The following is a 21,930-nucleotide window of genomic DNA, read 5'->3' as shown; positions in this document are numbered from 1 at the left end:
ATTATGCCTGAAGGCCCGGAGATCCGCCGCGCGGCGGATACCCTGGAGGCGGCAGTCAAAGGTAAACCCCTGACGGATGTCTGGTTTGCCTTTGAGCAGTTAAAACCGTATCAATCCCAACTCATCGGGCAGAGTGTTACCCAGCTTGAGACGCGGGGTAAAGCCTTACTGACCCATTTTTCCAATGGCCTGACGCTGTATAGTCACAATCAGCTTTACGGCGTGTGGAGAGTGGTCGATACCGGCAACATTCCGCAAACCACGCGGGTGCTGCGCGTCAGGCTGCAAACCGAGGATAAAACTATCCTGCTGTATAGCGCGTCTGACATCGAAATGCTGACGCCAGAGCAGCTCACCACCCATCCATTTCTGCAACGGGTTGGACCGGACGTGCTGGATTTGCGTTTAACGGCCGCAGAGGTAAAAACGCGTCTGCTGTCATCACGTTTTCGCAATCGCCAGTTTTCCGGTCTGCTGTTGGATCAGGCATTTCTGGCGGGACTAGGTAACTATCTGCGGGTAGAAATTCTCTGGCAGGTGGGGTTGACCGGTCAGCATAAAGCGTCACAGCTTAGCGATGAACAGTTGGATGCGCTGGCGCAAGCGCTACTTGATATTCCTCGCCTGTCGTATAACACTCGCGGCCAGGTCGATGACAATAAGCACCACGGCGCGTTGTTTCGCTTTAAGGTCTTTCATCGGGATGGCGAAGCCTGTGAGCGCTGTGGCGGCATCATCGAGAAAACGACACTTTCCTCGCGACCTTTTTACTGGTGTCCGGGCTGCCAGCATTAGGTGGGCTGTCTTGGCGCATGTGCTGAAATAAAACGCGCCACCGCCGGACCGGTCAATAAAATACTGAACAGCCGCAGGGTTTGCATCGCCATGATTAGCGCCATATCGGCGTGGCTGCCAGCGGCAATTACCGCGACGGAATCGACTCCGCCAGGGCTGGTCGCCAGATAGGCGGTGAGAAAGTCGATTTGCATATAATGCGCCAGCCCCCAGGCCATCGCCGCACAAATCGCCATCAGTGAAAAAATGGACAACAGTATTTGCGGCAGTGGCCGCAGCGCCATTAAAAAGATCTGTTTGTCAAAGCCAAGACCGATTTGCCAGCCAATCGCCATATACGCTATCGCCAGTAGCCATTCCGGCAGTTCAATCACCATTATACCGCCTGCGTTTAGCAATGCGCCCGCCAGCATGGGCAGTAACATCACGCCGGAGGGGATACGCAGTAAGCGCCCGGCCACACCAGCAACTGCGGCCAGCAGTATGGTACTTAACAGATTAAGACTCAGCGGTGGAAACCAGACGATTTGCTGGCCGACCGTTTGTGCCTGTTCGCCCATGACAAATCGGGTGACCAGCGCGGCAGCGCCGACCACCAACAGTACGCGCAAATACTGCATAAACGCCACCAGCCGGATGTCAGCGCCATAATCCTGCGCCATCGCAACCATCGCGGCTGCCCCGCCAGGTGATGACCCCCACGCGCCGGTGTTCCCCGGTAGATTGCTGTAGCGAACCAGCAGCCAGCCGATCACCGCGCTGCTAATCAGGGTTGCCAGCAGGATGACAATCACCATCGGCCAGTGTGCCGCAAGTGTCGTTAAAATGGATCCGGTGAGGTTTTGCGCAATCATGCAGCCGAGAATGGCCTGAGCGGCAAGAAATGTGCAGCGGGGAGGCTGCAGGGAGATCCCACGCATACTGAAAATGATACCGACAATCATCGAGCCGAGCAGCAATGCGCCTGGAAGATGTATCAACAGAAAGAACAGGGAAAGAAGGAGTGATAGCAGAAATAGCAGGCTCCACTGCAAAACAGGCATCCCATGCTCCTGAGTGAAATGAGGAAGATCTCAGTAAATCATAGAGAAAACGTGATGAGAATAAAATAATGTGGGTCAAGAATAAACAGACCGGACAGCGGCATTAACACCCTGTCCGGCCTGGAAGATTCAAGGGAGTAGGCCGGACAGGCGAGAGCGCTGTCCGGCAGACAATTAACGCTTAATATCAGACTTAAAGTCGCGCTTGTCGTAGCCGGTATATAGCTGACGAGGACGAGCGATTTTCATGCCGTCGGTGTGCATTTCATTCCAGTGTGCAATCCAGCCAACGGTACGCGCCATAGCGAAGATCACAGTGAACATGGAGGACGGAATGCCCATCGCTTTCAGAATGATGCCAGAGTAGAAGTCGACGTTCGGGTAGAGTTTCTTCTCGATGAAGTACGGGTCGTTGAGCGCAATGTGCTCAAGCTCCATTGCCACTTCCAGCAGATCATCTTTGGTGCCCAGCTCTTTCAGCACTTCATGGCAGGTTTCACGCATCACGGTGGCGCGCGGGTCATAGTTTTTGTAAACACGGTGACCAAAGCCCATCAGGCGGAAAGAATCATTCTTGTCTTTCGCGCGGCGAACAAATTCCGGAATGTGTTTAACTGAGCTGATTTCTTCCAGCATTTTCAGCGCAGCTTCGTTGGCGCCGCCGTGTGCCGGTCCCCACAGGGAAGCAATACCAGCCGCGATGCAGGCAAACGGGTTCGCGCCAGAAGAACCTGCGGTACGTACGGTAGAGGTCGAGGCGTTCTGTTCGTGGTCAGCGTGCAGGATCAGGATACGGTCCATGGCGCGTTCCAGGATTGGATTAACTTCGTATTTTTCGCACGGCGTGGAGAACATCATGTTCAGGAAGTTACCGGCGTAGGAGAGATCATTGCGCGGGTAAACGAACGGCTGGCCGATGGAGTATTTGTAACACATCGCTGCCATGGTTGGCATTTTGGACAGCAGGCGGAAGGCGGCGATTTCACGGTGACGCGCATTATTTACGTCCAGAGAATCGTGATAGAACGCAGCCAGCGCCCCGGTGACACCGCACATAACGGCCATCGGGTGAGAGTCGCGGCGGAAACCGTGGAACAGACGCGTGATCTGCTCGTGAATCATGGTATGGCGAGTGACCGTGGTTTTGAACTCGTCGTACTCCTCCTGCGTCGGTTTTTCGCCGTACAGCAGGATATAACACACTTCCAGATAGTTGGACTCGGTCGCCAACTGGTCAATCGGGAAGCCGCGATGCAGCAAAATGCCTTCATCACCATCGATGAACGTAATTTTGGATTCGCAGGATGCGGTAGAGGTGAAACCTGGGTCAAAAGTAAACATCCCCTTTGAGCCAAGGCTACGAATATCAATAACATCTTGACCGAGCGTACCTTTCAGCACATCCAGTTCAATAGCAGCGTCACCATTTAGAGTGATTTTTGCTTTAGTATCAGCCATTTACGGTCTCCTTAGCGCCTTATTACTTAAGACTGCGGAAGTCAGACTTGTTTTCGATACATCAATCAACCGTTACCAGTTTTTTATTCGGCTCGCCGCTCTGCGATAGAGGCGAAAACCAGGGTACAGAGCAATGGGCGCTTGCAGGTAAATCAGTTAACTCATGGTGAAATAGTAACAAATCAACAACTTAGCAATCCGAATTATTTAACCTGTCTATCACTAATAACTGTCCTGAAGGTATTGGTCAATACTTCCACACTGTTACATAACTAAATCTCCGGTGAAAGAGTGACCCCATAACTTTTACGCATTATATGCTTTTTCTGGTGTCGTTTGTAACAACTTTGTTTAATGATTGTCAAATCAGATGATTAAAAATTAAAATAATGTTGTTATCGTGACCTATGTCACTGTTCGGGATAAAACCCGACAAACTATATGTAGGTTAATTGTAATGATTTTGTGAACGTCCTATACTGCCGCCAGGTCTCCGGAATACCCTGCAATCCCGAGCCAACCAGCGTTGTAACGTGTCGTTTTAGCAACTGGAAGCAGTGTTTTATATGACGCGTAGTTATAGTAAGGACGCTGTCTGACCCGCAAGCAGACCGGAGGAAGGAAATCCCGGCGTCTTTCATACTACAGAAGTCTTATCTTCTGTGCCCGAAGTCCAAAGGGAATAATAAGAACAGCATGTGGGCGTTATTCATGATAAGAAATGTGAAAAAACAAAGACCTGTCAATCTGGATCTGCAAACGATCCGGTTCCCAATCACGGCGATAGCGTCCATTCTCCATCGCGTTTCCGGAGTGATCACCTTCGTGGCGGTCGGGATTCTGTTGTGGTTATTGGGTACCAGCCTTTCCTCCCCTGAAGGTTTCCTCACGGCGTCATCCATTATGAATAACTTCTTTGTGGAGTTAATCATGTGGGGGATCCTGATTGCGCTGGCCTATCACGCCGTAATGGGCATTCGCCATCTGTTGATGGATTTTGGCTATATCGAAGAAACCCTCGAAGCAGGGACACGCTCCGCCAAAATTTGTTTCGTTATCATTGTCGTGCTTTCACTTCTCGCAGGAGTCCTCGTATGGTAAGCAACGCCTCCGCATTAGGACGCAACGGCGTACATGACTTCATTCTGGTCCGTGCTACCGCTATCGTTCTGACGTTATACATCATCTATATGGTCGGCTTCTTCGCCACCAGCGGCGAGTTGACCTTTGAAGTCTGGACCGGTTTCTTCTCATCGGCATTCACCAAAGTTTTCACCCTGCTGGCGCTTTTTTCCATCTTGATTCATGCCTGGATTGGCATGTGGCAGGTGTTGACCGACTACGTTAAACCGCTGGCTGTACGCCTGATTCTGCAACTGGTTATCGTCGTTGCGCTGGTGGTTTACGTCATTTATGGATTTGTTGTGGTGTGGGGTGTGTAATGAAACTGCCAGTCAGAGAATTTGATGCTGTTGTGATTGGTGCCGGTGGCGCAGGTATGCGCGCGGCGCTGCAAATTTCCCAGAGCGGACAGACCTGTGCGCTGCTCTCCAAAGTATTTCCAACCCGTTCCCATACCGTATCCGCGCAGGGTGGCATCACCGTGGCGCTCGGTAATACCCATGAAGATAACTGGGAATGGCACATGTACGACACCGTCAAAGGGTCGGACTACATTGGCGATCAGGACGCAATTGAATATATGTGTAAAACCGGCCCGGAAGCGATTCTGGAGCTGGACCATATGGGCCTGCCGTTCTCTCGTCTCGATAATGGCACCATTTATCAACGTCCGTTTGGCGGTCAGTCGAAAAACTTCGGCGGCGAGCAGGCGGCTCGTACCGCCGCAGCGGCAGACCGTACCGGCCACGCGCTGCTGCATACCCTGTATCAGCAGAACCTGAAAAACCACACCACCATCTTTTCTGAGTGGTATGCGTTGGACCTGGTAAAGAACGCTGACGGCGCGATTGTCGGTTGTACCGCACTGTGTATCGAAACCGGTGAAGTGGTTTACTTTAAAGCCCGCGCAACCGTACTGGCCACCGGCGGCGCAGGCCGTATTTATCAATCCACTACTAACGCCCACATCAATACCGGTGACGGCGTCGGTATGGCTATCCGCGCTGGCGTGCCGGTGCAGGATATGGAGATGTGGCAGTTCCACCCCACCGGTATCGCCGGCGCGGGCGTGCTGGTCACAGAAGGCTGCCGCGGTGAAGGCGGCTATCTGCTGAACAAACACGGCGAGCGCTTCATGGAGCGTTATGCCCCGAATGCGAAAGATCTGGCGGGTCGTGACGTGGTGGCGCGTTCCATCATGATCGAAATCCGTGAAGGCCGCGGCTGCGACGGCCCATGGGGGCCGCACGCCAAGCTGAAACTCGATCATCTGGGTAAAGAAGTGCTGGAATCTCGTCTGCCGGGTATCCTCGAACTGTCTCGTACCTTTGCCCATGTTGACCCGGTGAAAGAGCCGATTCCGGTAATTCCTACCTGCCACTACATGATGGGCGGTATCCCGACCAAAGTAACCGGCCAGGCGCTGACCGTAAACGAGCAGGGCGAAGATGTGGTGATTCCGGGGCTGTTTGCGGTAGGCGAAATCGCCTGCGTATCGGTTCACGGCGCCAATCGTCTGGGCGGCAACTCGCTGCTGGATCTGGTGGTCTTTGGTCGTGCGGTGGGTCTGCATCTGCAGGAATCTATCGCGGAACAGGGCGACCTGCTGGATGCGACGGAAGACGAGATCGATGCTTCTCTGGCCCGTCTGAATCGCTGGAACGGCAACCGTAACGGCGAAGATCCGGTGGCCATTCGCAAAGCGCTGCAGGAATGTATGCAGCATAACTTCTCGGTATTCCGCGAAGGCGATGCGATGGCGAAAGGACTGGAAGAGCTGAAAGCGATTCGCGAGCGTCTGAAAAACGCCCGTCTGGATGATACCTCCAGTGAATTTAACACCCAGCGCGTTGAGTGTCTGGAGCTGGATAACCTGATGGAAACCGCTTACGCCACCGCAGTCTCTGCAAACTTCCGTACCGAAAGCCGTGGCGCGCATAGCCGCTTCGACTTCCCGGAACGTGATGATGAAAACTGGCTGTGCCATTCCCTGTATCTGCCAGAGTCGGAAACCATGACGCGACGTCAAGTCAATATGGAACCGAAGCTGCGCCCGGCATTCCCGCCGAAGATTCGTACTTATTAATGCGGAGACAGGACAATGAAACTCGAGTTTTCAGTTTATCGCTATAACCCGGACGTTGACGATGCTCCGCGCATGCAGGATTACACCCTGGAAGCGGAAGAAGGGCGCGACATGATGCTGCTGGATGCATTGATGCAGCTGAAAGAAAAAGATCCGTCGCTATCGTTTCGTCGCTCCTGCCGTGAAGGGGTCTGCGGCTCCGACGGTCTGAACATGAACGGCAAAAATGGACTGGCCTGTATCACACCTGTTTCTGCGCTGAATCAGCCGGGCAAGAAAATTGTCATTCGCCCGCTGCCGGGTTTACCGGTTGTGCGCGATTTGGTGGTAGACATGGGACAATTCTACGCACAGTATGAGAAGATTAAGCCTTACTTGTTGAATAATGGGAAAAATCCACCGGCTCGTGAGCATTTACAAATGCCAGAGCAGCGTGAGAAGCTCGATGGGCTGTATGAATGTATTTTGTGTGCATGCTGCTCAACGTCCTGCCCATCATTCTGGTGGAATCCGGACAAATTCATCGGTCCGGCAGGTCTGCTGGCCGCGTATCGCTTCCTGATTGACAGCCGCGATACCGAGACCGACAGCCGCCTGGAAGGTTTAAGTGATGCTTTCAGCGTATTCCGCTGTCACAGCATCATGAACTGCGTCAGCGTATGTCCTAAGGGGCTGAACCCGACGCGTGCTATCGGCCATATTAAGTCGATGCTGCTCAAGCGTAGTGCGTAAGTTGTTGTAGTGGTTGCCGGATGGCGACGTACCGTCTTATCCGGCCTACGGGTTACGTACCTTGTAGGCCTGAAAGCTACGCGCCATCGGGCAATAGAAGTGCAGGAAACCTCTAAAAACTGCCATATTATTAGACAGTTTTTAAAGGTTCCTTAGCGGACGCAGATGACACGACAGTCCGCAACAAGTGAACCCCGGCACGCACATCGGTGTGCGTGGTAGTATCCACGGCGAAATACTCGTCATAGTTCACGTTGCATGTGCGTTGGCTGCACTTGCTCACCCCGGTCACTTACTGGATGTAAGCGCCCAGGGATTCGCAAGCTTGCCGCCTTCCTGAAACGTGACCTATTTAGAGTATTAAATAAGCAGAAAAGATGCTTAAGGGATCACGATGCAGAACAGCGCTTTGAAAGCCTGGTTGGACTCTTCTTACCTCTCTGGCTCGAACCAGAGCTGGATAGAACAGCTCTATGAAGACTTCTTAACCGACCCTGACTCGGTAGATGCTAACTGGCGTTCGACGTTCCAGCAGTTACCTGGCACCGGAGTCAAACCGGATCAACTCCACTCAAAAACACGTGATTATTTCCGTCGGCAGGCGTTGATTACCCCACGTTACTCTTCTTCTATTTCCGACCCTGATGCCAATGTGAAGCAGGTTAAAGTCCTGCAGCTCATTAACGCCTACCGTTTCCGCGGTCATCAACATGCGAATCTCGATCCGCTGGGACTGTGGCAACAAGAGAAAGTGGCCGATCTGGATCCGTCTTTCCACGATCTGACCGATGCGGATTTCCAGGAAAGCTTTAACGTAGGTTCTTTTGCCGGCGGCAAAGACACCATGAAGCTGAGCGACCTGGTTGTTGCGCTGAAACAAACCTACTGCGGTCCGATTGGCGCCGAGTATATGCACATCACCAGTACCGAAGAAAAACGCTGGCTTCAGCAGCGCATCGAGTCTGGCCGTGCCGCGTTCAGTAGCGAAGAGAAAAAACGCTTCCTCAGCGAACTGACCGCTGCGGAAGGCCTGGAACGCTACCTGGGCGCGAAGTTCCCGGGCGCGAAACGCTTCTCGCTGGAAGGCGGTGATGCCTTAATCCCGATGCTCAAAGAGATGATCCGCCACGCGGGCAACAGCGGTACGCGTGAAGTGGTGCTGGGCATGGCGCACCGTGGTCGTCTGAACGTACTGGTCAACGTGCTGGGTAAAAAGCCGCAGGACCTGTTCGACGAATTCGCGGGCAAACATAAAGAACACCTCGGCACTGGCGACGTGAAGTACCACATGGGCTTCTCATCGGATATCGAAACCGAAGGCGGTCTGGTACACCTGGCGCTGGCGTTTAACCCGTCGCACCTGGAAATTGTTAGCCCGGTGGTAATCGGTTCCGTCCGTGCGCGTCTGGATCGTCTGGATGAGCCGAGCAGCAATAAAGTCCTGCCTATCACCATTCACGGCGATGCGGCAGTCACCGGGCAGGGCGTGGTTCAGGAAACCCTGAACATGTCGAAAGCGCGTGGTTACGAAGTGGGCGGTACCGTTCGCATCGTTATCAACAACCAGGTGGGCTTCACCACCTCTAACCCGTTGGATGCGCGTTCTACCCCATACTGCACCGACATCGGTAAGATGGTTCAGGCGCCGATTTTCCACGTCAACGCGGATGACCCGGAAGCGGTCGCTTTCGTCACGCGTCTGGCGCTGGACTTCCGTAATACCTTCAAACGCGATGTCTTCATCGATCTGGTGTGCTACCGCCGTCACGGCCACAACGAAGCCGACGAGCCGAGCGCAACCCAGCCGCTGATGTATCAGAAAATCAAAAAGCATCCGACGCCGCGCAAAATCTACGCCGACAAGCTGGAAGCGGACAAAGTCGCCACGCTGGAAGATGCGACCGAAATGGTCAACCTGTATCGCGATGCGCTGGATGCTGGCGAGTGTGTAGTGAAAGAGTGGCGTCCAATGAACATGCACTCCTTCACCTGGTCGCCATATCTCAACCACGAATGGGACGAAAGCTACCCGAACAAAGTTGAGATGAAGCGTCTGCAGGAGCTGGCTAAACGCATCAGCACTGTCCCTGAAGCGGTTGAAATGCAGTCGCGCGTTGCCAAAATTTACGGCGATCGTCAGGCCATGGCCGCAGGCGAGAAGCTGTTCGACTGGGGTGGCGCAGAGAATCTGGCTTACGCCACGCTGGTTGACGAAGGCATTCCGGTTCGTCTGTCGGGTGAAGACTCCGGTCGCGGAACCTTCTTCCACCGTCACGCGGTAATTCATAACCAGGCGAACGGTTCAACCTACACGCCGCTGCAGCATGTGCATAACGGCCAGGGCACGTTCCGCGTATGGGACTCCGTACTGTCTGAAGAAGCAGTGCTGGCGTTTGAATACGGCTATGCCACGGCGGAACCGCGCACGCTGACCATCTGGGAAGCGCAGTTCGGTGACTTCGCCAACGGTGCTCAGGTCGTTATCGACCAGTTCATCTCTTCCGGCGAACAGAAATGGGGTCGTATGTGCGGTCTGGTTATGCTGCTGCCACACGGCTACGAAGGTCAGGGTCCGGAGCACTCCTCCGCGCGTCTGGAACGTTATCTGCAACTTTGCGCTGAGCAAAACATGCAGGTTTGCGTCCCGTCTACCCCGGCACAGGTGTACCACATGCTGCGTCGTCAGGCGCTGCGCGGTATGCGCCGTCCACTGGTGGTGATGTCGCCGAAGTCGCTGCTGCGCCATCCGCTGGCGGTCTCAACGCTGGATGAACTGGCAAATGGCACCTTCCTGCCGGCCATTGGCGAAGTCGATGAGCTTGATCCGAAAGGCGTGAAGCGTGTCGTGATGTGTTCTGGTAAGGTTTATTACGACCTGCTGGAGCAACGCCGCAAGAATGATCAAAAAGATGTTGCCATTGTGCGCATCGAACAGCTCTATCCGTTCCCGCATAAAGCGGTACAGGAAGCGCTGAAACCGTTCGCTCACGTACATGATTTTGTCTGGTGCCAGGAAGAGCCGCTCAACCAGGGCGCATGGTATTGCAGTCAGCATCATTTCCGTGAAGTGATTCCATTTGGGTCCGCTCTGCGTTATGCAGGTCGCCCGGCCTCTGCCTCTCCGGCAGTAGGGTATATGTCCGTTCACCAGAAACAGCAACAAGATCTGGTTAATGACGCGCTGAACGTCGATTAAATAAAGGATAAATAATGAGTAGCGTAGATATTCTTGTTCCCGACCTGCCTGAATCCGTAGCGGATGCAACGGTTGCAACCTGGCACAAAAAACCGGGCGATGCAGTACGTCGTGATGAAGTACTGGTAGAAATCGAAACTGACAAAGTGGTACTGGAAGTACCGGCATCAGCGGACGGTATCCTTGATGCGGTTCTGGAAGATGAAGGGACAACCGTCACCTCTCGCCAGATCCTCGGTCGCCTGCGTGAAGGCAACAGCGCGGGTAAAGAGACCAGCGCCAAGTCTGAAGAGAAAGATTCGACTCCGGCACAGCGCCAGCAGGCGTCGCTTACTGAGCAGAACAACGATGCCCTGAGCCCGGCGATCCGTCGCCTGCTCGGTGAACATAACCTCGAAGCCAGCGCCATCAAAGGCACTGGCGTCGGTGGCCGCATCACCCGCGAAGATGTGGAAAAGCATCTGGCCAAAGCGCCGGCAGCAACAGCCGAAGCCAAAGCACCAGCCGCCGCGCCTGCGCCTCAGCCTCAACTGGGTGCGCGTGGCGAAAAACGTGTTCCGATGACTCGTCTGCGCAAACGCGTCGCCGAACGTCTGCTGGAAGCGAAAAACTCCACCGCCATGCTGACGACGTTCAACGAAGTCAACATGAAGCCGATTATGGACCTGCGTAAGCAGTACGGCGACGCGTTCGAGAAACGCCACGGTATCCGTCTGGGCTTTATGTCTTTCTACGTGAAAGCGGTGGTTGAAGCGCTGAAACGCTATCCGGAAGTCAACGCCTCTATCGATGGCGATGACGTGGTGTACCACAACTACTTTGATGTCAGCATGGCGGTCTCCACGCCGCGCGGCCTGGTAACGCCGGTCCTGCGTGATGTGGATCTGCTGGGTATGGCTGACATTGAGAAGAACATTAAAGAGCTGGCAGTAAAAGGTCGCGACGGCAAGTTGACGGTTGAAGATCTGACGGGCGGTAACTTCACCATCACTAATGGCGGTGTGTTCGGTTCCCTGATGTCTACGCCGATTATCAACCCACCGCAGAGCGCCATCCTGGGTATGCATGCCATCAAAGATCGTCCGATGGCGGTAGACGGCAAGGTTGAAATCCTGCCGATGATGTATCTGGCGCTGTCTTACGATCACCGTCTGATCGATGGTCGTGAGTCAGTAGGCTTCCTGGTAACCATTAAAGAGTTGCTGGAAGATCCAACGCGTCTGCTGCTGGACGTGTAACGAAAAAGAGTATCACCTGCCCCGTAGGTCTGGACGCCTTATCAGGCCTACGGGTAAAAGATAACGATTACCTGAAGGATGGACAGAACACATGAACTTACATGAATATCAGGCAAAACAACTTTTTGCCCGCTATGGCTTACCGGCACCGGTGGGTTATGCCTGTAATACTCCGCGTGAAGCTGAAGAAGCCGCATCTAAAATCGGCGCAGGCCCGTGGGTAGTGAAATGTCAGGTTCACGCTGGTGGCCGTGGTAAAGCGGGCGGTGTGAAGGTTGTTAACAGCAAAGAAGACATTCGCGCTTTTGCTGAGCACTGGCTGGGGAAACGTCTGGTGACTTACCAGACAGACGCGAATGGCCAACCGGTAAATCAGATCCTGGTTGAAGCGGCGACCGATATCGGTAAAGAACTTTACCTCGGCGCAGTGGTTGACCGTAGCTCCCGTCGCGTGGTCTTTATGGCCTCTACCGAAGGCGGCGTGGAAATTGAAAAAGTGGCGGAAGAAACCCCACACCTGATCCACAAAGTGGCGCTGGATCCACTGGCAGGCCCGATGCCTTACCAGGGACGCGAGCTGGCGTTCAAACTGGGTCTGGAAGGTAAACAGGTTCAGCAGTTCACCAAGATCTTCATGGGCCTGGCGACTATCTTCCTGGAGCGTGACCTGGCGCTGATCGAAATCAACCCGCTGGTAGTGACCAAACAGGGCGACCTGATCTGCCTCGACGGCAAACTGGGCGCTGACGGCAACGCGCTGTTCCGCCAGGCTGACCTGCGTGAAATGCGCGACCAGTCTCAGGAAGATCCGCGTGAAGCGCAGGCGGCACAGTGGGAACTGAACTACGTTGCGCTGGACGGCAACATCGGCTGTATGGTTAACGGCGCGGGCCTGGCAATGGGCACCATGGATATCGTTAAACTGCACGGCGGCGAACCGGCTAACTTCCTCGACGTGGGCGGCGGCGCGACCAAAGAGCGCGTGACCGAAGCGTTCAAAATCATCCTCTCCGATGACAATGTAAAAGCCGTACTGGTTAATATCTTCGGCGGTATCGTACGTTGCGACCTGATCGCTGACGGTATCATCGGCGCGGTAGCGGAAGTGGGCGTTAACGTTCCGGTTGTCGTTCGTCTGGAAGGCAACAACGCCGAACTCGGCGCGAAAAAACTGGCTGATAGCGGCCTGAATATTATTGCAGCGAAAAGTCTGACGGATGCAGCTCAGCAGGTTGTTGCCGCAGTGGAGGGGAAATAATGTCAGTTTTAATTAATAAAGATACCAAGGTTATCTGCCAAGGCTTCACCGGTAGCCAGGGGACATTCCACTCCGAACAGGCGATTGCTTACGGTACGCAGATGGTTGGCGGCGTAACGCCAGGCAAAGGCGGCACCACTCACCTGGGTCTGCCGGTGTTTAACACCGTGCGTGAAGCGGTAGAAGCGACCGGCGCAACGGCCACTGTGATCTACGTTCCGGCGCCGTTCTGCAAAGACTCCATCCTGGAAGCAATTGATGCAGGCATCAAACTGATTATCACCATCACCGAAGGTATCCCGACGCTGGATATGCTGACCGTGAAGGTGAAGCTGGACGAAGCGGGCGTGCGCATGATCGGCCCGAACTGCCCAGGCGTGATCACCCCGGGCGAATGCAAAATCGGCATCATGCCGGGGCACATTCACAAGCCGGGTAAAGTGGGTATCGTTTCCCGTTCCGGTACGCTGACCTATGAAGCTGTTAAGCAGACCACCGATTACGGTTTCGGCCAGTCCACCTGTGTCGGTATCGGCGGTGACCCGATTCCGGGCTCTAACTTCATCGACATTCTGAAGCTGTTCCAGGAAGATCCGCAGACTGAAGCGATCGTGATGATCGGCGAGATCGGCGGTAGCGCGGAAGAAGAAGCGGCGGCGTACATTAAAGATCACGTCACCAAGCCGGTTGTCGGCTACATCGCGGGCGTCACCGCGCCGAAAGGAAAACGTATGGGCCACGCCGGTGCGATCATCGCCGGTGGTAAAGGTACCGCTGACGAGAAATTCGCGGCTCTGGAAGCTGCTGGCGTGAAAACCGTTCGCAGCCTGGCCGATATCGGCGAAGCGCTGAAAACCGTTATTAAGTAAGAAGTAAAAAAACAGCCCTGACTATCTGCATGGTCAAGGGCTGGTCCCGTTTCGACATGGTTGGCCATCTGATGATGGCCTTTTTTGTTTTCTGCCGTCTATTCTCTTGCGATTCGATCATAATCATATTCATAAATGAGATTATTTTTTGCGGTCAGCATCATTCTTTCTCTTGATTAAATTCTGCATATTACCGGCTTTAATATCATGAGTGCCGGAGGAGAGCGTGCCGCTGAAAATCCAGAATGACTATTTACACGTTTTTTTCTCAATAGCCGAAGTATTCTCTCGCGCGACCGGGTTAGCCGCGGTCGTGATTGATATTCACGGCAAGGCACTGTCGGATTGTCATAATTTTAATTCGTTCTGCACATTAATGCGGGCGGATGAGCGGTATCGTGTAGGTTGCGAAAAATGCGATAAGCAGTGCGCTTTTGAGGGGCTAAAACAGCTTAAACCCAGAATACTCACCTGTCATGCAGGGTTAAGTTTGTTCTCGATGCCAATAATTAATGAAGGGCATCTTTATGGTTTTATTGTTTGCGGGCAGGTCCGGTCAAAGTATCAGGAATATAAAACTATCGTAATTAATAATAAATTTTCATGGATGGATGACCCCAAAATAAAAGCTGAATGGGGTCAGGTTGCGGTAGTGGATAATAATACGCTGGTGGCATCGGCTAATTTGTTAAGTTTTATTGTTGATAACTATGAGCAAGAGCGACAATCCGATCAGATATTCGCCCCACCGATCCGTTACGTTCGTCATTATTTCACTGAACCTTCTCGTCATGAGAAAAAACTTCTGGCGGCGCTGCGTTATATTGATGAAAATTTGTATGGTGAATTATCCCTGGAATCCGTAGCGGCGCATGTGTGCTTAAGCGCGAACTATTTCAGCCGATTTTTTAAGAAGCGGCAGGGCGTTAATTTTAAAACCTGGGTGAATCAGAAAAAAATGCAAAAAGCGGGGGAGTTGTTGCACGATCCCGTGCACTCAATAGACAGTATTGCCCGGAAACTTCAATACGCGCAAACCAGCTACTTTTGCCGCGTTTTCAGGGCGGCGCATCAAACGTCGCCCCAGTCTTTTCGTCATGCCAGACTTTCGCAGTAAAGATCTTCTGCCATGGTGATGGCTTCCGGTATAAAAGAGAGTCGATCGCTCAGGGTCACCACCTCGCCAATAACAATCAGCACAGGCGGAGCAATGTTAGCCTCCTGCGCTTTGCTCAGTAATGAACCGAGCGTACAGGTTAGTCGGCGTTGATTCTCTCGGGTGGCGGACATAATTAGCGCTGCGGGTGTATCTGCTGATTTACCGCCCATCAACAGTTCTTCGCAAATAAACGCCAGATTGGCGATTCCCATGACGATAACCAGCGTACCATTTAGCTTCGCCAGTTGACGCCAGTCCTGCTGCTGGTTGCCTTCCCGCGTATGGCCTGTCACCACGTGAAAACCGGAGGCGAAATCGCGATGCGTCACCGGGATCCCGGCATAGGCCAGGCCGCCGATGGTAGAACTGATACCCGGCACAATTTCAAATGGGATACCCGCTTCAACAAGATCTTCAACTTCTTCGGCCCCACGACCAAACACATAAGGATCGCCCCCTTTCAGGCGTACGATGTTGTTATGTGTTTGGGCATACTGGACCAGTAATGCGTTAATTTCATCCTGGGGAACACAATGAAAGCCGGGATTTTTGCCGACATTGATAAGCAGGCAATCAGGTAATGCCCATTCCAAAATTTTGGGGTTGACCAGCCGATCGTAAATAATGACATCAGCCTGTTTAATGCACATCATCGCTTTGAGGGTGAGCAATGAAATATCACCGGGACCTGCTCCAACGAGCCAGACCTTTCCGAAAGTTTTCACATTGTGTCCTTTATCACGTCTAACAAAAAAAGGCAGAAACTACATCAAGGAATGATTAAAAGCAGTCGTTTGCCCGTAAGTTATAACGTGAAATTATCTAAAATTATCGCATGGATAATATTGATTAATCTCGCAAAGTTTTTTCTGCAATAAACAAGTTAACTTGAAAAATTATTAAGAACTTATTGGCACTATTTGCATAGGTTTAACCTTATTTAAATTGTGTTTATTGTTGTGCTTGAGTATTATTGGTTAATATTTATCCGCCATCTGTATGAGTAAATCATGGATTGGATCAATGACATCAATGGATGAAATAAAATATAACTCTCGATGCTTATCTGGGTGTCTTGAATTATTTTTTATAAATTAAACTATTTTTGTACGCTGCATATGGAAGAGGTTATGAGAGGAAAAATACCGAAGACGGAGTTGCTGGTAACTTTTGAAGTTGTTGCGCGTCACGAAAGTTATACCCGAGCTGCTGAAGAGCTGGCTTTAACACAAAGTGCTGTTTTCCGTCAGGTGAATGCACTGGAGGATTTTCTGAATACCTCGCTATTTAATCATGCCAAGAAACGCATTTTTTTAAATGCGGCGGGCAAACATTATTTAAGTATCGTTAAAGAAACGTTAAATAAACTTGAGCGAGATACGACGACGATAATGACCTGGCAGCCGACGGTGCAGGTTATTGAGCTGGCAGTGAATCCGACCTTCAGCACGCATTGGCTGATCCCGAATCTGCGCGAGTTCAACAAACTCAATCCTGATATTATCGTGAATATCCATTCGCTGGCGAATATTGGTGATTTTCTCAATCGGGAGTATGACGCGGCAATCATGCGTGAAGATTTCTACTCGCCATGGTCGGGCGTTGAGTACCTGTTTGAAGAGGAAATCCTGCCGGTCTGCAGCCGCTGCTTGCTGGCTGAGCCGGAGCGGAAACTGGCGGTCGAGGAGTTGCTGAACGAATTTCCGCTTTTACACCAAAGCACGCGTATCAAAGGCTGGCAGGAATGGTTTGCGCTGTCAGACGTCAGCAGCCCGTTGGTCAATAAAGGTCCAAGATTTGATCTGCTGTCGATGCTGATTGCGGCGGTTCGCTCTAATCTGGGCGTGGCATTGCTTCCTCGTTTTGCCATTCAGCACGATCTGGACAGTGGTGATATGGTCATTCCTTGCGATGTCCCGATGCGAACCGGGAACCGTTTCATCATGACGTGGCGTGAAGAGAAAGCGGAATCTGTGCATTTACAGATCTTCCGGGACTGGCTGTTGAATAAATCTGTGGTATCGCCTGCCTGATGGTACCGTGTGCCTTGTCAGGCCTGCAAAGAACGGTAGGCCGGATAAGACGCCAGGGCGTCGTTATCCGGCAAAAGAATGGCTACCAGTCGATTCCCACCTGCGCCTGAATACCGCTGTCAAACGCGTGCTTGACCGGGCGAATTTCGCTGACCGTATCGGCCAGTTCCAGCAACAGTGCGTGGCATCCGCGCCCGGTGACGATAACACTCTGACCGACAGGGCGATTTTCGATGGCGCTGAGAACCTCCTGGGTATCCAGGTAGTGGTAAGCCAGCATGTAAGTCAGTTCATCCAGCACCACCAGATCGTAATGCGCATCAGCCAGCATGCGCTTACTTTCTTGCCAGACTACCGTTGCCGCGTCGATATCCGCTTGCCGGTTTTGGGTTTCCCAGGTAAATCCGGTGCCCATAATATGGAATTCAACGCCGAGCGGCTGCAGGGTGTTGTACTCGCCATTATCCCACTGACCTTTGATAAACTGCGCGATGCCAACGGTTTTTCCGTGACCAACCGCGCGCGTTGCCGTGCCAAAGGCTGCGGTGGATTTCCCTTTACCGTTACCGGTGAAGACAATCAGGATCCCTTTCTTCTCCGTTGCCGCCGCCACGCGGGTATCAACCTGTTCTTTCAGTTTCTGCTGACGTTGGCGGTGTCTGTCATTATTGGCTCGCGCTTCCATTACGTCTCCTTAATGTCCTGCCGGACAGGTTGCGCAGCGATGTTGCTGCTCAAACTGACTAAAGAAGTTATTACCTTTGTCGTCGACTAACACGAAGGCCGGCATATTTTTAACTTCCATCATCCAGACCGCTTCCATTCCCAGTTCGGGATATTCCAGGCAGTGCAGGCTTTTCACGTACTGTTGGGCAAGCAGGGCCGCGGCGCCACCGATGCTACCGAGGCTAAATCCACCGTGTTTATGGCAGGCATCAGTGACCTGTTGGCTGCGGTTACCTTTGGTGAGCATAATGAGACTACCGCCTTGTGCCTGGAAAGCATCGACATACCCATCCATGCGCCCGCCAGTGGTTGGACCCATTGAACCACAGGCCTGATTCTCCGGCGTTTTGGCGGGACCTGCGTAATAGACGATATGCTTTTTCATGTATTCCGGCATCGGTTCGCCGTTATCCAGGCGTGCTTTGATGTTAGCGTGGGCAATATCACGGGCGACAACAATTGGACCACTTAACGACAAACGAGTACCGATAGGCAGAGCGGACAGGTCGTGCAGAATCTCGCGTAGCGGGCGGTTGAGATCCAACTGTACGGTTTGGGCGCCATTTTCTATCCGTTGGGAATCAGGAATGAATTTGCCCGGGTTATGCTCCAGTTTCTCCAGCCAGATACCGTGTTTGTTAATTTTAGCCTTAATGTTGCGGTCGGCTGAGCAGGAGAGGGCCATGGCGATAGGGCAGGAACCACCGTGACGCGGCAGGCGAATCACGCGGATATCGTGGGCAAAGTACTTGCCGCCAAACTGCGCGCCGATACCAAACTCACGGCTGGCATTGAGCAACTCGGCTTCCAGGGCCGTATCGCGGAACGCCTGACCCAGTTCGTTCCCGCTGGTGGGCAGGTTGTCGTAATACTTGGTTGAAGCCAGCTTGGCGACTTTCAGCGCCTGGTCGGCCGACAAGCCTCCAACGACGAAAGCGATGTGATACGGCGGGCAGGCGGCTGTGCCCAGTGATTTCATTTTTTCGATCAGAAAGGCGGTGAGCTTTTCCGGTTGCAGAATGGATTTTGTTTCCTGGAACAGCGCCGCTTTATTGGCCGAGCCGCCGCCTTTGTTGACGAACAGGAAGCGGTATTCATTGCCAGGCGTGGCGCTGATATCGATTTGTGCCGGCAGGTTAGTCTGAGTATTGACCTCGGTGTACATATCCAGCGGGGCATTTTGCGAATAACGCAGGTTGTTTTCGGTGAAGGTGGTATACACGCCTTTGCTTAACGCTTCTGCGTCATCGCCGCCGGTCCAGACATGCTGACCTTTGCAGGCCACAATCGTTGCCGTTCCGGTATCCTGACAGTTAGGCAGCACGCCTTTGGCCGAAACTTCAGCGTTGCGCAGCAGTTGCAATGCAACATACTTATCGTTACCGCTGGCCTGTGGATCGTGCAGAATGCTGGCGATCTGTTTCAAATGTCCGGCGCGCAGGAAGAATGAAGCCTCATAAAATGCCTGCTGTGCTAATAAGGTTAACGCTTCCGGCGCAACCTTAATCACTTCCTCTCCGTCTAACTCCGAAACTGTAACGTGCTGATTACTCAGTAATTCATATTCGGTACTATCTTTACCCTGAACAAAGAGTTCCTGCCAGACAAATGGTTTAGACATGTTTACTTCTCACCTCTTCGTGTTGTTTGCCGGATAAGCGAAGCGCTATCCGGCATAGAGTTTTATTTTGCTAAAAAGACATTCGCTTCGGTCGCTTCGGCGACATATTCGATCGTTTTCTGGGCACGAACGCTGTTACCGGCTTCATCCAGCGGCGGGGAATAGACGGCTATCGCATATTCGCCTGGCACAACGGCAACCATCCCACCGCCGACGCCGCTTTTCGCCGGGATGCCTACGGTGTACAGCCACTTACCACTACCGTCGTACAAGCCGGCAATGGCCATTTCAGCCAGTACCTGCGGGACATATTTTTCATTCAGCAATTGCTTACCGTTGAACGGTGATTTGCCTTTGTTCGCGAGTACCGCGCCCATTTTGGCCAGTTGCTCAACGGTGATATCGACTGAGCACTGACGGGTATAAATTTCGACAGCGTCGTCTGTGTTGCCATAGAAGCTGTTATAGGATTCCATTAGCTTCGCCAGCGCCTGGTTGTGCTGGTTGGTTTCCATCTCGGATTTGAAAACCGGCTCGTTCACGGTGAGTGTGGCATCAGCCCAGACGTTCAGGTTGTCGAGGATTTTGTTCCAGCGATCGGTTTTATCTTTGGCTTCGATCAGGCTAACGGTGCTCATCGCCCCGGCGTTTACCAGCGGGTTTTCCGGTGCGCCTTTAGTCAGTTCTACGGCCAAACCAGAATTGAATGGCATGCCGGTGGCATTGGCCCCAAGTTTCTCCAGGACGACCTGTGGACCATGTTGTTCCATGGCGAGCGCCAGGGTGAAGACTTTACTCAGGGATTCCATTGGGAAGGGTTTGTTAACATCGCCCACCTGATAGATCTTGCCGTCCACCGTGGCAATGGTGATGGCAAAATTTTTCGGGCTGTAGGTCGCCAGGGCAGGGATGTAGTCGGCGACTTTGCCATCATTGTTACTTTTATATTTCTGATGTGCCTGGTCGATAATCTTTGCGTAATCCGGCGCGGTTTGCGCGAATGAGGTGGCGCAAAACAAGAGGCTGAAAGAAAAGAGACTCACGCCGATAAGGGTTTTATTCATGGTGTAATCCTGTTGGTGTGTTCATCATCTTGCCGGATAAGCGCGAGCGCCATCCGGCAATCGCGTGCTATCAGGACATCGCAACTTCTGACGGTTCGGTCGCCGGACGTTCTTGTTCCGGTGTCTTCACTGGCGCAGTTCCGCGACAGCCCTGGCCGAAGTGTTCACCTTCCCAACGACCTACAATGGCAGCACCCATGGCGTTACTCATGACGTTGGTAGCGGAACGACCCATATCGAGGAATGGATCCACACCCATTAGCAGGATCAGACCAGCTTCCGGAATGTTGAACTGGTTCAGGGTAGCGGCGATAACAACCATTGATGCACGCGGTACGCCCGCCATCCCTTTCGAGGTCAGCATCAGGATCAACAGCATGGTGATTTGCTCGCCCATGCTTAGTTCGATATTGCACGCCTGAGCAATAAATACGGTGGCAAAGGAGCAGTACGCCATCGAGCCGACCAGGTTAAAGGAGTAACCGATAGGCAGAACGAAACTGGCGATTTTTGAGGAAACGCCGAATTTTTCCAGTTTGTCCAGCGTGCCTGGGAAGGCGGCTTCAGAGCTGGAGGTGGTGAAGGCCAACAGTGCTGGTTCGAGGATTGATTTCGTTAAGCGCGCGATGCAAGGCCCGACGATCATGGTGGACAGACCGATCAGGATCGCCCACAGCATACCCAGCGTCAGGTAGAACTCACCCATAAAGATCCCGGCGCTGACCATTACTCCCAGACCACGTTCGGCAATCAGACCCGAGATAGCGGCAAACACGGTCAGTGGCGCAAACAGCATGACGTAGCCCGTCAGCTTCAGCATTACGTGCACCAGTGAGTCCAGAACCTTCACGATCGGCTCGGCTTTTTCACCAATCGCAGCCAGGCTGCAACCGAGGAAAATTGAGAAGACGACGATCTGCAGAATTTCGTTACGTGCCATCGCATCAACAATACTGGTTGGTACCGCGTGCGAGATAAATACTTTCAGCGTGAACGGTTCAGATTTAACGGCGGCAACGGCCCCGGCGTCATGCGGAACAAAGTTGATGCCAGCGCCTGGCTGGAAAATATTAACGATAACCAGGCCCAGCGCGATTGACAGCAGTGAGGCGCAAATAAACAGGAAGAAGGTTTTCGAAAATATACGTCCCAGCGTTTTGGCATCGCCCATTTTGGCAATACCCACAACCAGAGTTGAAATAACCAATGGCGCGATAATCATTTTCACCATGCGTAAGAATATGGTGGTAAAAATGGAAATATCTGCTGCATAAGATTTTGCCGTTTCAGCCGCGACCATATTATTTATGGCCACCCCGGCAATCATGCCGAGTATCAGACCTAATATGATCATCTTCGTTAAACTTATTTTCTTCATGTGTACTCCATCGGATAAAGGTTGGTAATTGGAATTGTGTAGGGCGGCGCGCGCCTGAACCTGGACAGCAGTTCAGACGCACGCCTGTTGTGACCAACCGCATGAATAATTCGAAGCACTGTGATACAGCTGAATTCTGTGCTCCAATGGCT

At 52.6% G+C, this 21,930-nt stretch carries 18 protein-coding genes and 1 pseudogene; 11 read left to right on the top strand and 8 right to left on the bottom strand.

The features are described 5' to 3' along the window. Positions 1 to 3: 3 nt before the first annotated feature. Positions 4 to 795, top strand: coding sequence for an endonuclease VIII (gene nei, locus ICA20_RS16930; protein WP_038638879.1), 792 nt, complete (start codon positions 4 to 6; stop codon positions 793 to 795). Here the strand turns inward: nei and ICA20_RS16925 are convergent. The 3 genes and pseudogenes from ICA20_RS16925 to ICA20_RS16915 all read right to left on the bottom strand — a co-directional run bounded on the left by ICA20_RS16925 (position 792) and on the right by ICA20_RS16915 (position 3,610). Further along, the gene (locus ICA20_RS16925) at positions 792 to 1,838 is read right to left on the bottom strand and encodes an AbrB family transcriptional regulator (RefSeq protein WP_038638880.1); all 1,047 of its coding nucleotides are present in this window, start codon (positions 1,836 to 1,838) and stop codon (positions 792 to 794) included. The genes nei and ICA20_RS16925 overlap by 4 nt on opposite strands. A 174-nt stretch (positions 1,839 to 2,012) precedes the next feature. Further along, complete coding sequence (locus tag ICA20_RS16920; protein WP_006685463.1) at positions 2,013 to 3,296, bottom strand: citrate synthase; 1,284 nt, start codon at positions 3,294 to 3,296, stop codon at positions 2,013 to 2,015. Positions 3,297 to 3,499: 203 nt separating this feature from the next. Next, a pseudogene (locus tag ICA20_RS16915) lies at positions 3,500 to 3,610 on the bottom strand (hypothetical protein). A 382-nt stretch (positions 3,611 to 3,992) separates the two neighbouring features. Between ICA20_RS16915 and sdhC the strand changes: the two are divergent. The 9 genes from sdhC (at position 3,993) to ICA20_RS16870 (ending at position 14,914) form a co-directional block, all read left to right on the top strand. Continuing rightward, positions 3,993 to 4,397 carry a succinate dehydrogenase cytochrome b556 subunit gene (gene sdhC / locus ICA20_RS16910; protein WP_042309715.1) on the top strand — a complete coding sequence of 135 codons (405 nt, stop codon included), beginning with the start codon at positions 3,993 to 3,995 and terminating at the stop codon, positions 4,395 to 4,397. Continuing rightward, positions 4,391 to 4,738: a succinate dehydrogenase membrane anchor subunit gene (sdhD, locus tag ICA20_RS16905; protein WP_079789067.1), complete on the top strand. Its 348-nt coding sequence runs from the start codon at positions 4,391 to 4,393 to the stop codon at positions 4,736 to 4,738. The genes sdhC and sdhD overlap by 7 nt, the downstream gene beginning before the upstream one ends. Continuing rightward, positions 4,738 to 6,504: a succinate dehydrogenase flavoprotein subunit gene (gene sdhA, locus ICA20_RS16900; RefSeq protein ID WP_038638885.1), complete on the top strand. Its 1,767-nt coding sequence runs from the start codon at positions 4,738 to 4,740 to the stop codon at positions 6,502 to 6,504. The genes sdhD and sdhA overlap by 1 nt, the downstream gene beginning before the upstream one ends. Before the next feature lie 15 nt (positions 6,505 to 6,519). Next, complete coding sequence (sdhB, locus tag ICA20_RS16895) at positions 6,520 to 7,236, top strand: succinate dehydrogenase iron-sulfur subunit SdhB (protein WP_038638888.1); 717 nt, start codon at positions 6,520 to 6,522, stop codon at positions 7,234 to 7,236. A gap of 394 nt (positions 7,237 to 7,630) precedes the next feature. Further along, on the top strand, positions 7,631 to 10,432 hold the full coding sequence (sucA, locus tag ICA20_RS16890) for a 2-oxoglutarate dehydrogenase E1 component (RefSeq protein ID WP_038638891.1): 2,802 nt from the start codon (positions 7,631 to 7,633) through the stop codon (positions 10,430 to 10,432). Positions 10,433 to 10,446: 14 nt separating this feature from the next. Beyond that, positions 10,447 to 11,670: a 2-oxoglutarate dehydrogenase complex dihydrolipoyllysine-residue succinyltransferase gene (odhB, locus tag ICA20_RS16885; RefSeq protein ID WP_038638894.1), complete on the top strand. Its 1,224-nt coding sequence runs from the start codon at positions 10,447 to 10,449 to the stop codon at positions 11,668 to 11,670. A gap of 91 nt (positions 11,671 to 11,761) precedes the next feature. Then, a complete protein-coding gene (gene sucC / locus ICA20_RS16880) occupies positions 11,762 to 12,928 on the top strand; it encodes an ADP-forming succinate--CoA ligase subunit beta (RefSeq protein ID WP_038638897.1) in 1,167 nt (388 codons plus the stop codon). After that, on the top strand, positions 12,928 to 13,797 hold the full coding sequence (gene sucD / locus ICA20_RS16875; protein ID WP_003022929.1) for a succinate--CoA ligase subunit alpha: 870 nt from the start codon (positions 12,928 to 12,930) through the stop codon (positions 13,795 to 13,797). Before sucC ends, sucD begins: the two co-directional genes overlap by 1 nt. A 226-nt stretch (positions 13,798 to 14,023) precedes the next feature. Continuing rightward, on the top strand, positions 14,024 to 14,914 hold the full coding sequence (locus ICA20_RS16870; RefSeq protein WP_038638901.1) for a PocR ligand-binding domain-containing protein: 891 nt from the start codon (positions 14,024 to 14,026) through the stop codon (positions 14,912 to 14,914). On the opposite strand, the gene cobA is transcribed toward ICA20_RS16870, so the two are convergent. Continuing rightward, positions 14,893 to 15,681, bottom strand: a complete 789-nt coding sequence (gene cobA / locus ICA20_RS16865; protein WP_038638904.1) for a uroporphyrinogen-III C-methyltransferase — start codon at positions 15,679 to 15,681, stop codon at positions 14,893 to 14,895. The two genes, ICA20_RS16870 and cobA, sit on opposite strands and share 22 nt — an antisense overlap. 405 nt (positions 15,682 to 16,086) lie before the next feature. Here cobA and ICA20_RS16860 point away from each other — a divergent pair, with 405 nt between their 5' ends. Next, on the top strand, positions 16,087 to 16,989 hold the full coding sequence (locus tag ICA20_RS16860) for a LysR family transcriptional regulator (protein ID WP_038638907.1): 903 nt from the start codon (positions 16,087 to 16,089) through the stop codon (positions 16,987 to 16,989). An 82-nt stretch (positions 16,990 to 17,071) separates the two neighbouring features. Here the strand turns inward: ICA20_RS16860 and cobO are convergent, their stop codons facing one another. The 4 genes from cobO to ICA20_RS16840 all read right to left on the bottom strand — a co-directional run bounded on the left by cobO (position 17,072) and on the right by ICA20_RS16840 (position 21,778). Further along, complete coding sequence (gene cobO, locus ICA20_RS16855) at positions 17,072 to 17,674, bottom strand: cob(I)yrinic acid a,c-diamide adenosyltransferase (protein ID WP_038638910.1); 603 nt, start codon at positions 17,672 to 17,674, stop codon at positions 17,072 to 17,074. Between the two features lie 9 nt (positions 17,675 to 17,683). Continuing rightward, positions 17,684 to 19,336 carry a class I fumarate hydratase gene (locus ICA20_RS16850; protein WP_038638913.1) on the bottom strand — a complete coding sequence of 551 codons (1,653 nt, stop codon included), beginning with the start codon at positions 19,334 to 19,336 and terminating at the stop codon, positions 17,684 to 17,686. A 62-nt stretch (positions 19,337 to 19,398) separates the two neighbouring features. Next, complete coding sequence (gene glsA, locus ICA20_RS16845; protein WP_038638918.1) at positions 19,399 to 20,400, bottom strand: glutaminase A; 1,002 nt, start codon at positions 20,398 to 20,400, stop codon at positions 19,399 to 19,401. Positions 20,401 to 20,470: 70 nt separating this feature from the next. Beyond that, positions 20,471 to 21,778, bottom strand: coding sequence for a dicarboxylate/amino acid:cation symporter (locus tag ICA20_RS16840; RefSeq protein WP_038638921.1), 1,308 nt, complete (start codon positions 21,776 to 21,778; stop codon positions 20,471 to 20,473). Between the last annotated feature and the right edge of the window lie 152 nt (positions 21,779 to 21,930).

The sequence above is a fragment of the Citrobacter sp. C5_2 genome, from assembly GCF_014596845.2.
In the GTDB taxonomy this organism is placed as follows: domain Bacteria; phylum Pseudomonadota; class Gammaproteobacteria; order Enterobacterales; family Enterobacteriaceae; genus Citrobacter; species Citrobacter werkmanii.
Note: the sequence above shows the minus strand (reverse complement) of the source record. Positions and strands in the feature narration are given on the sequence as shown.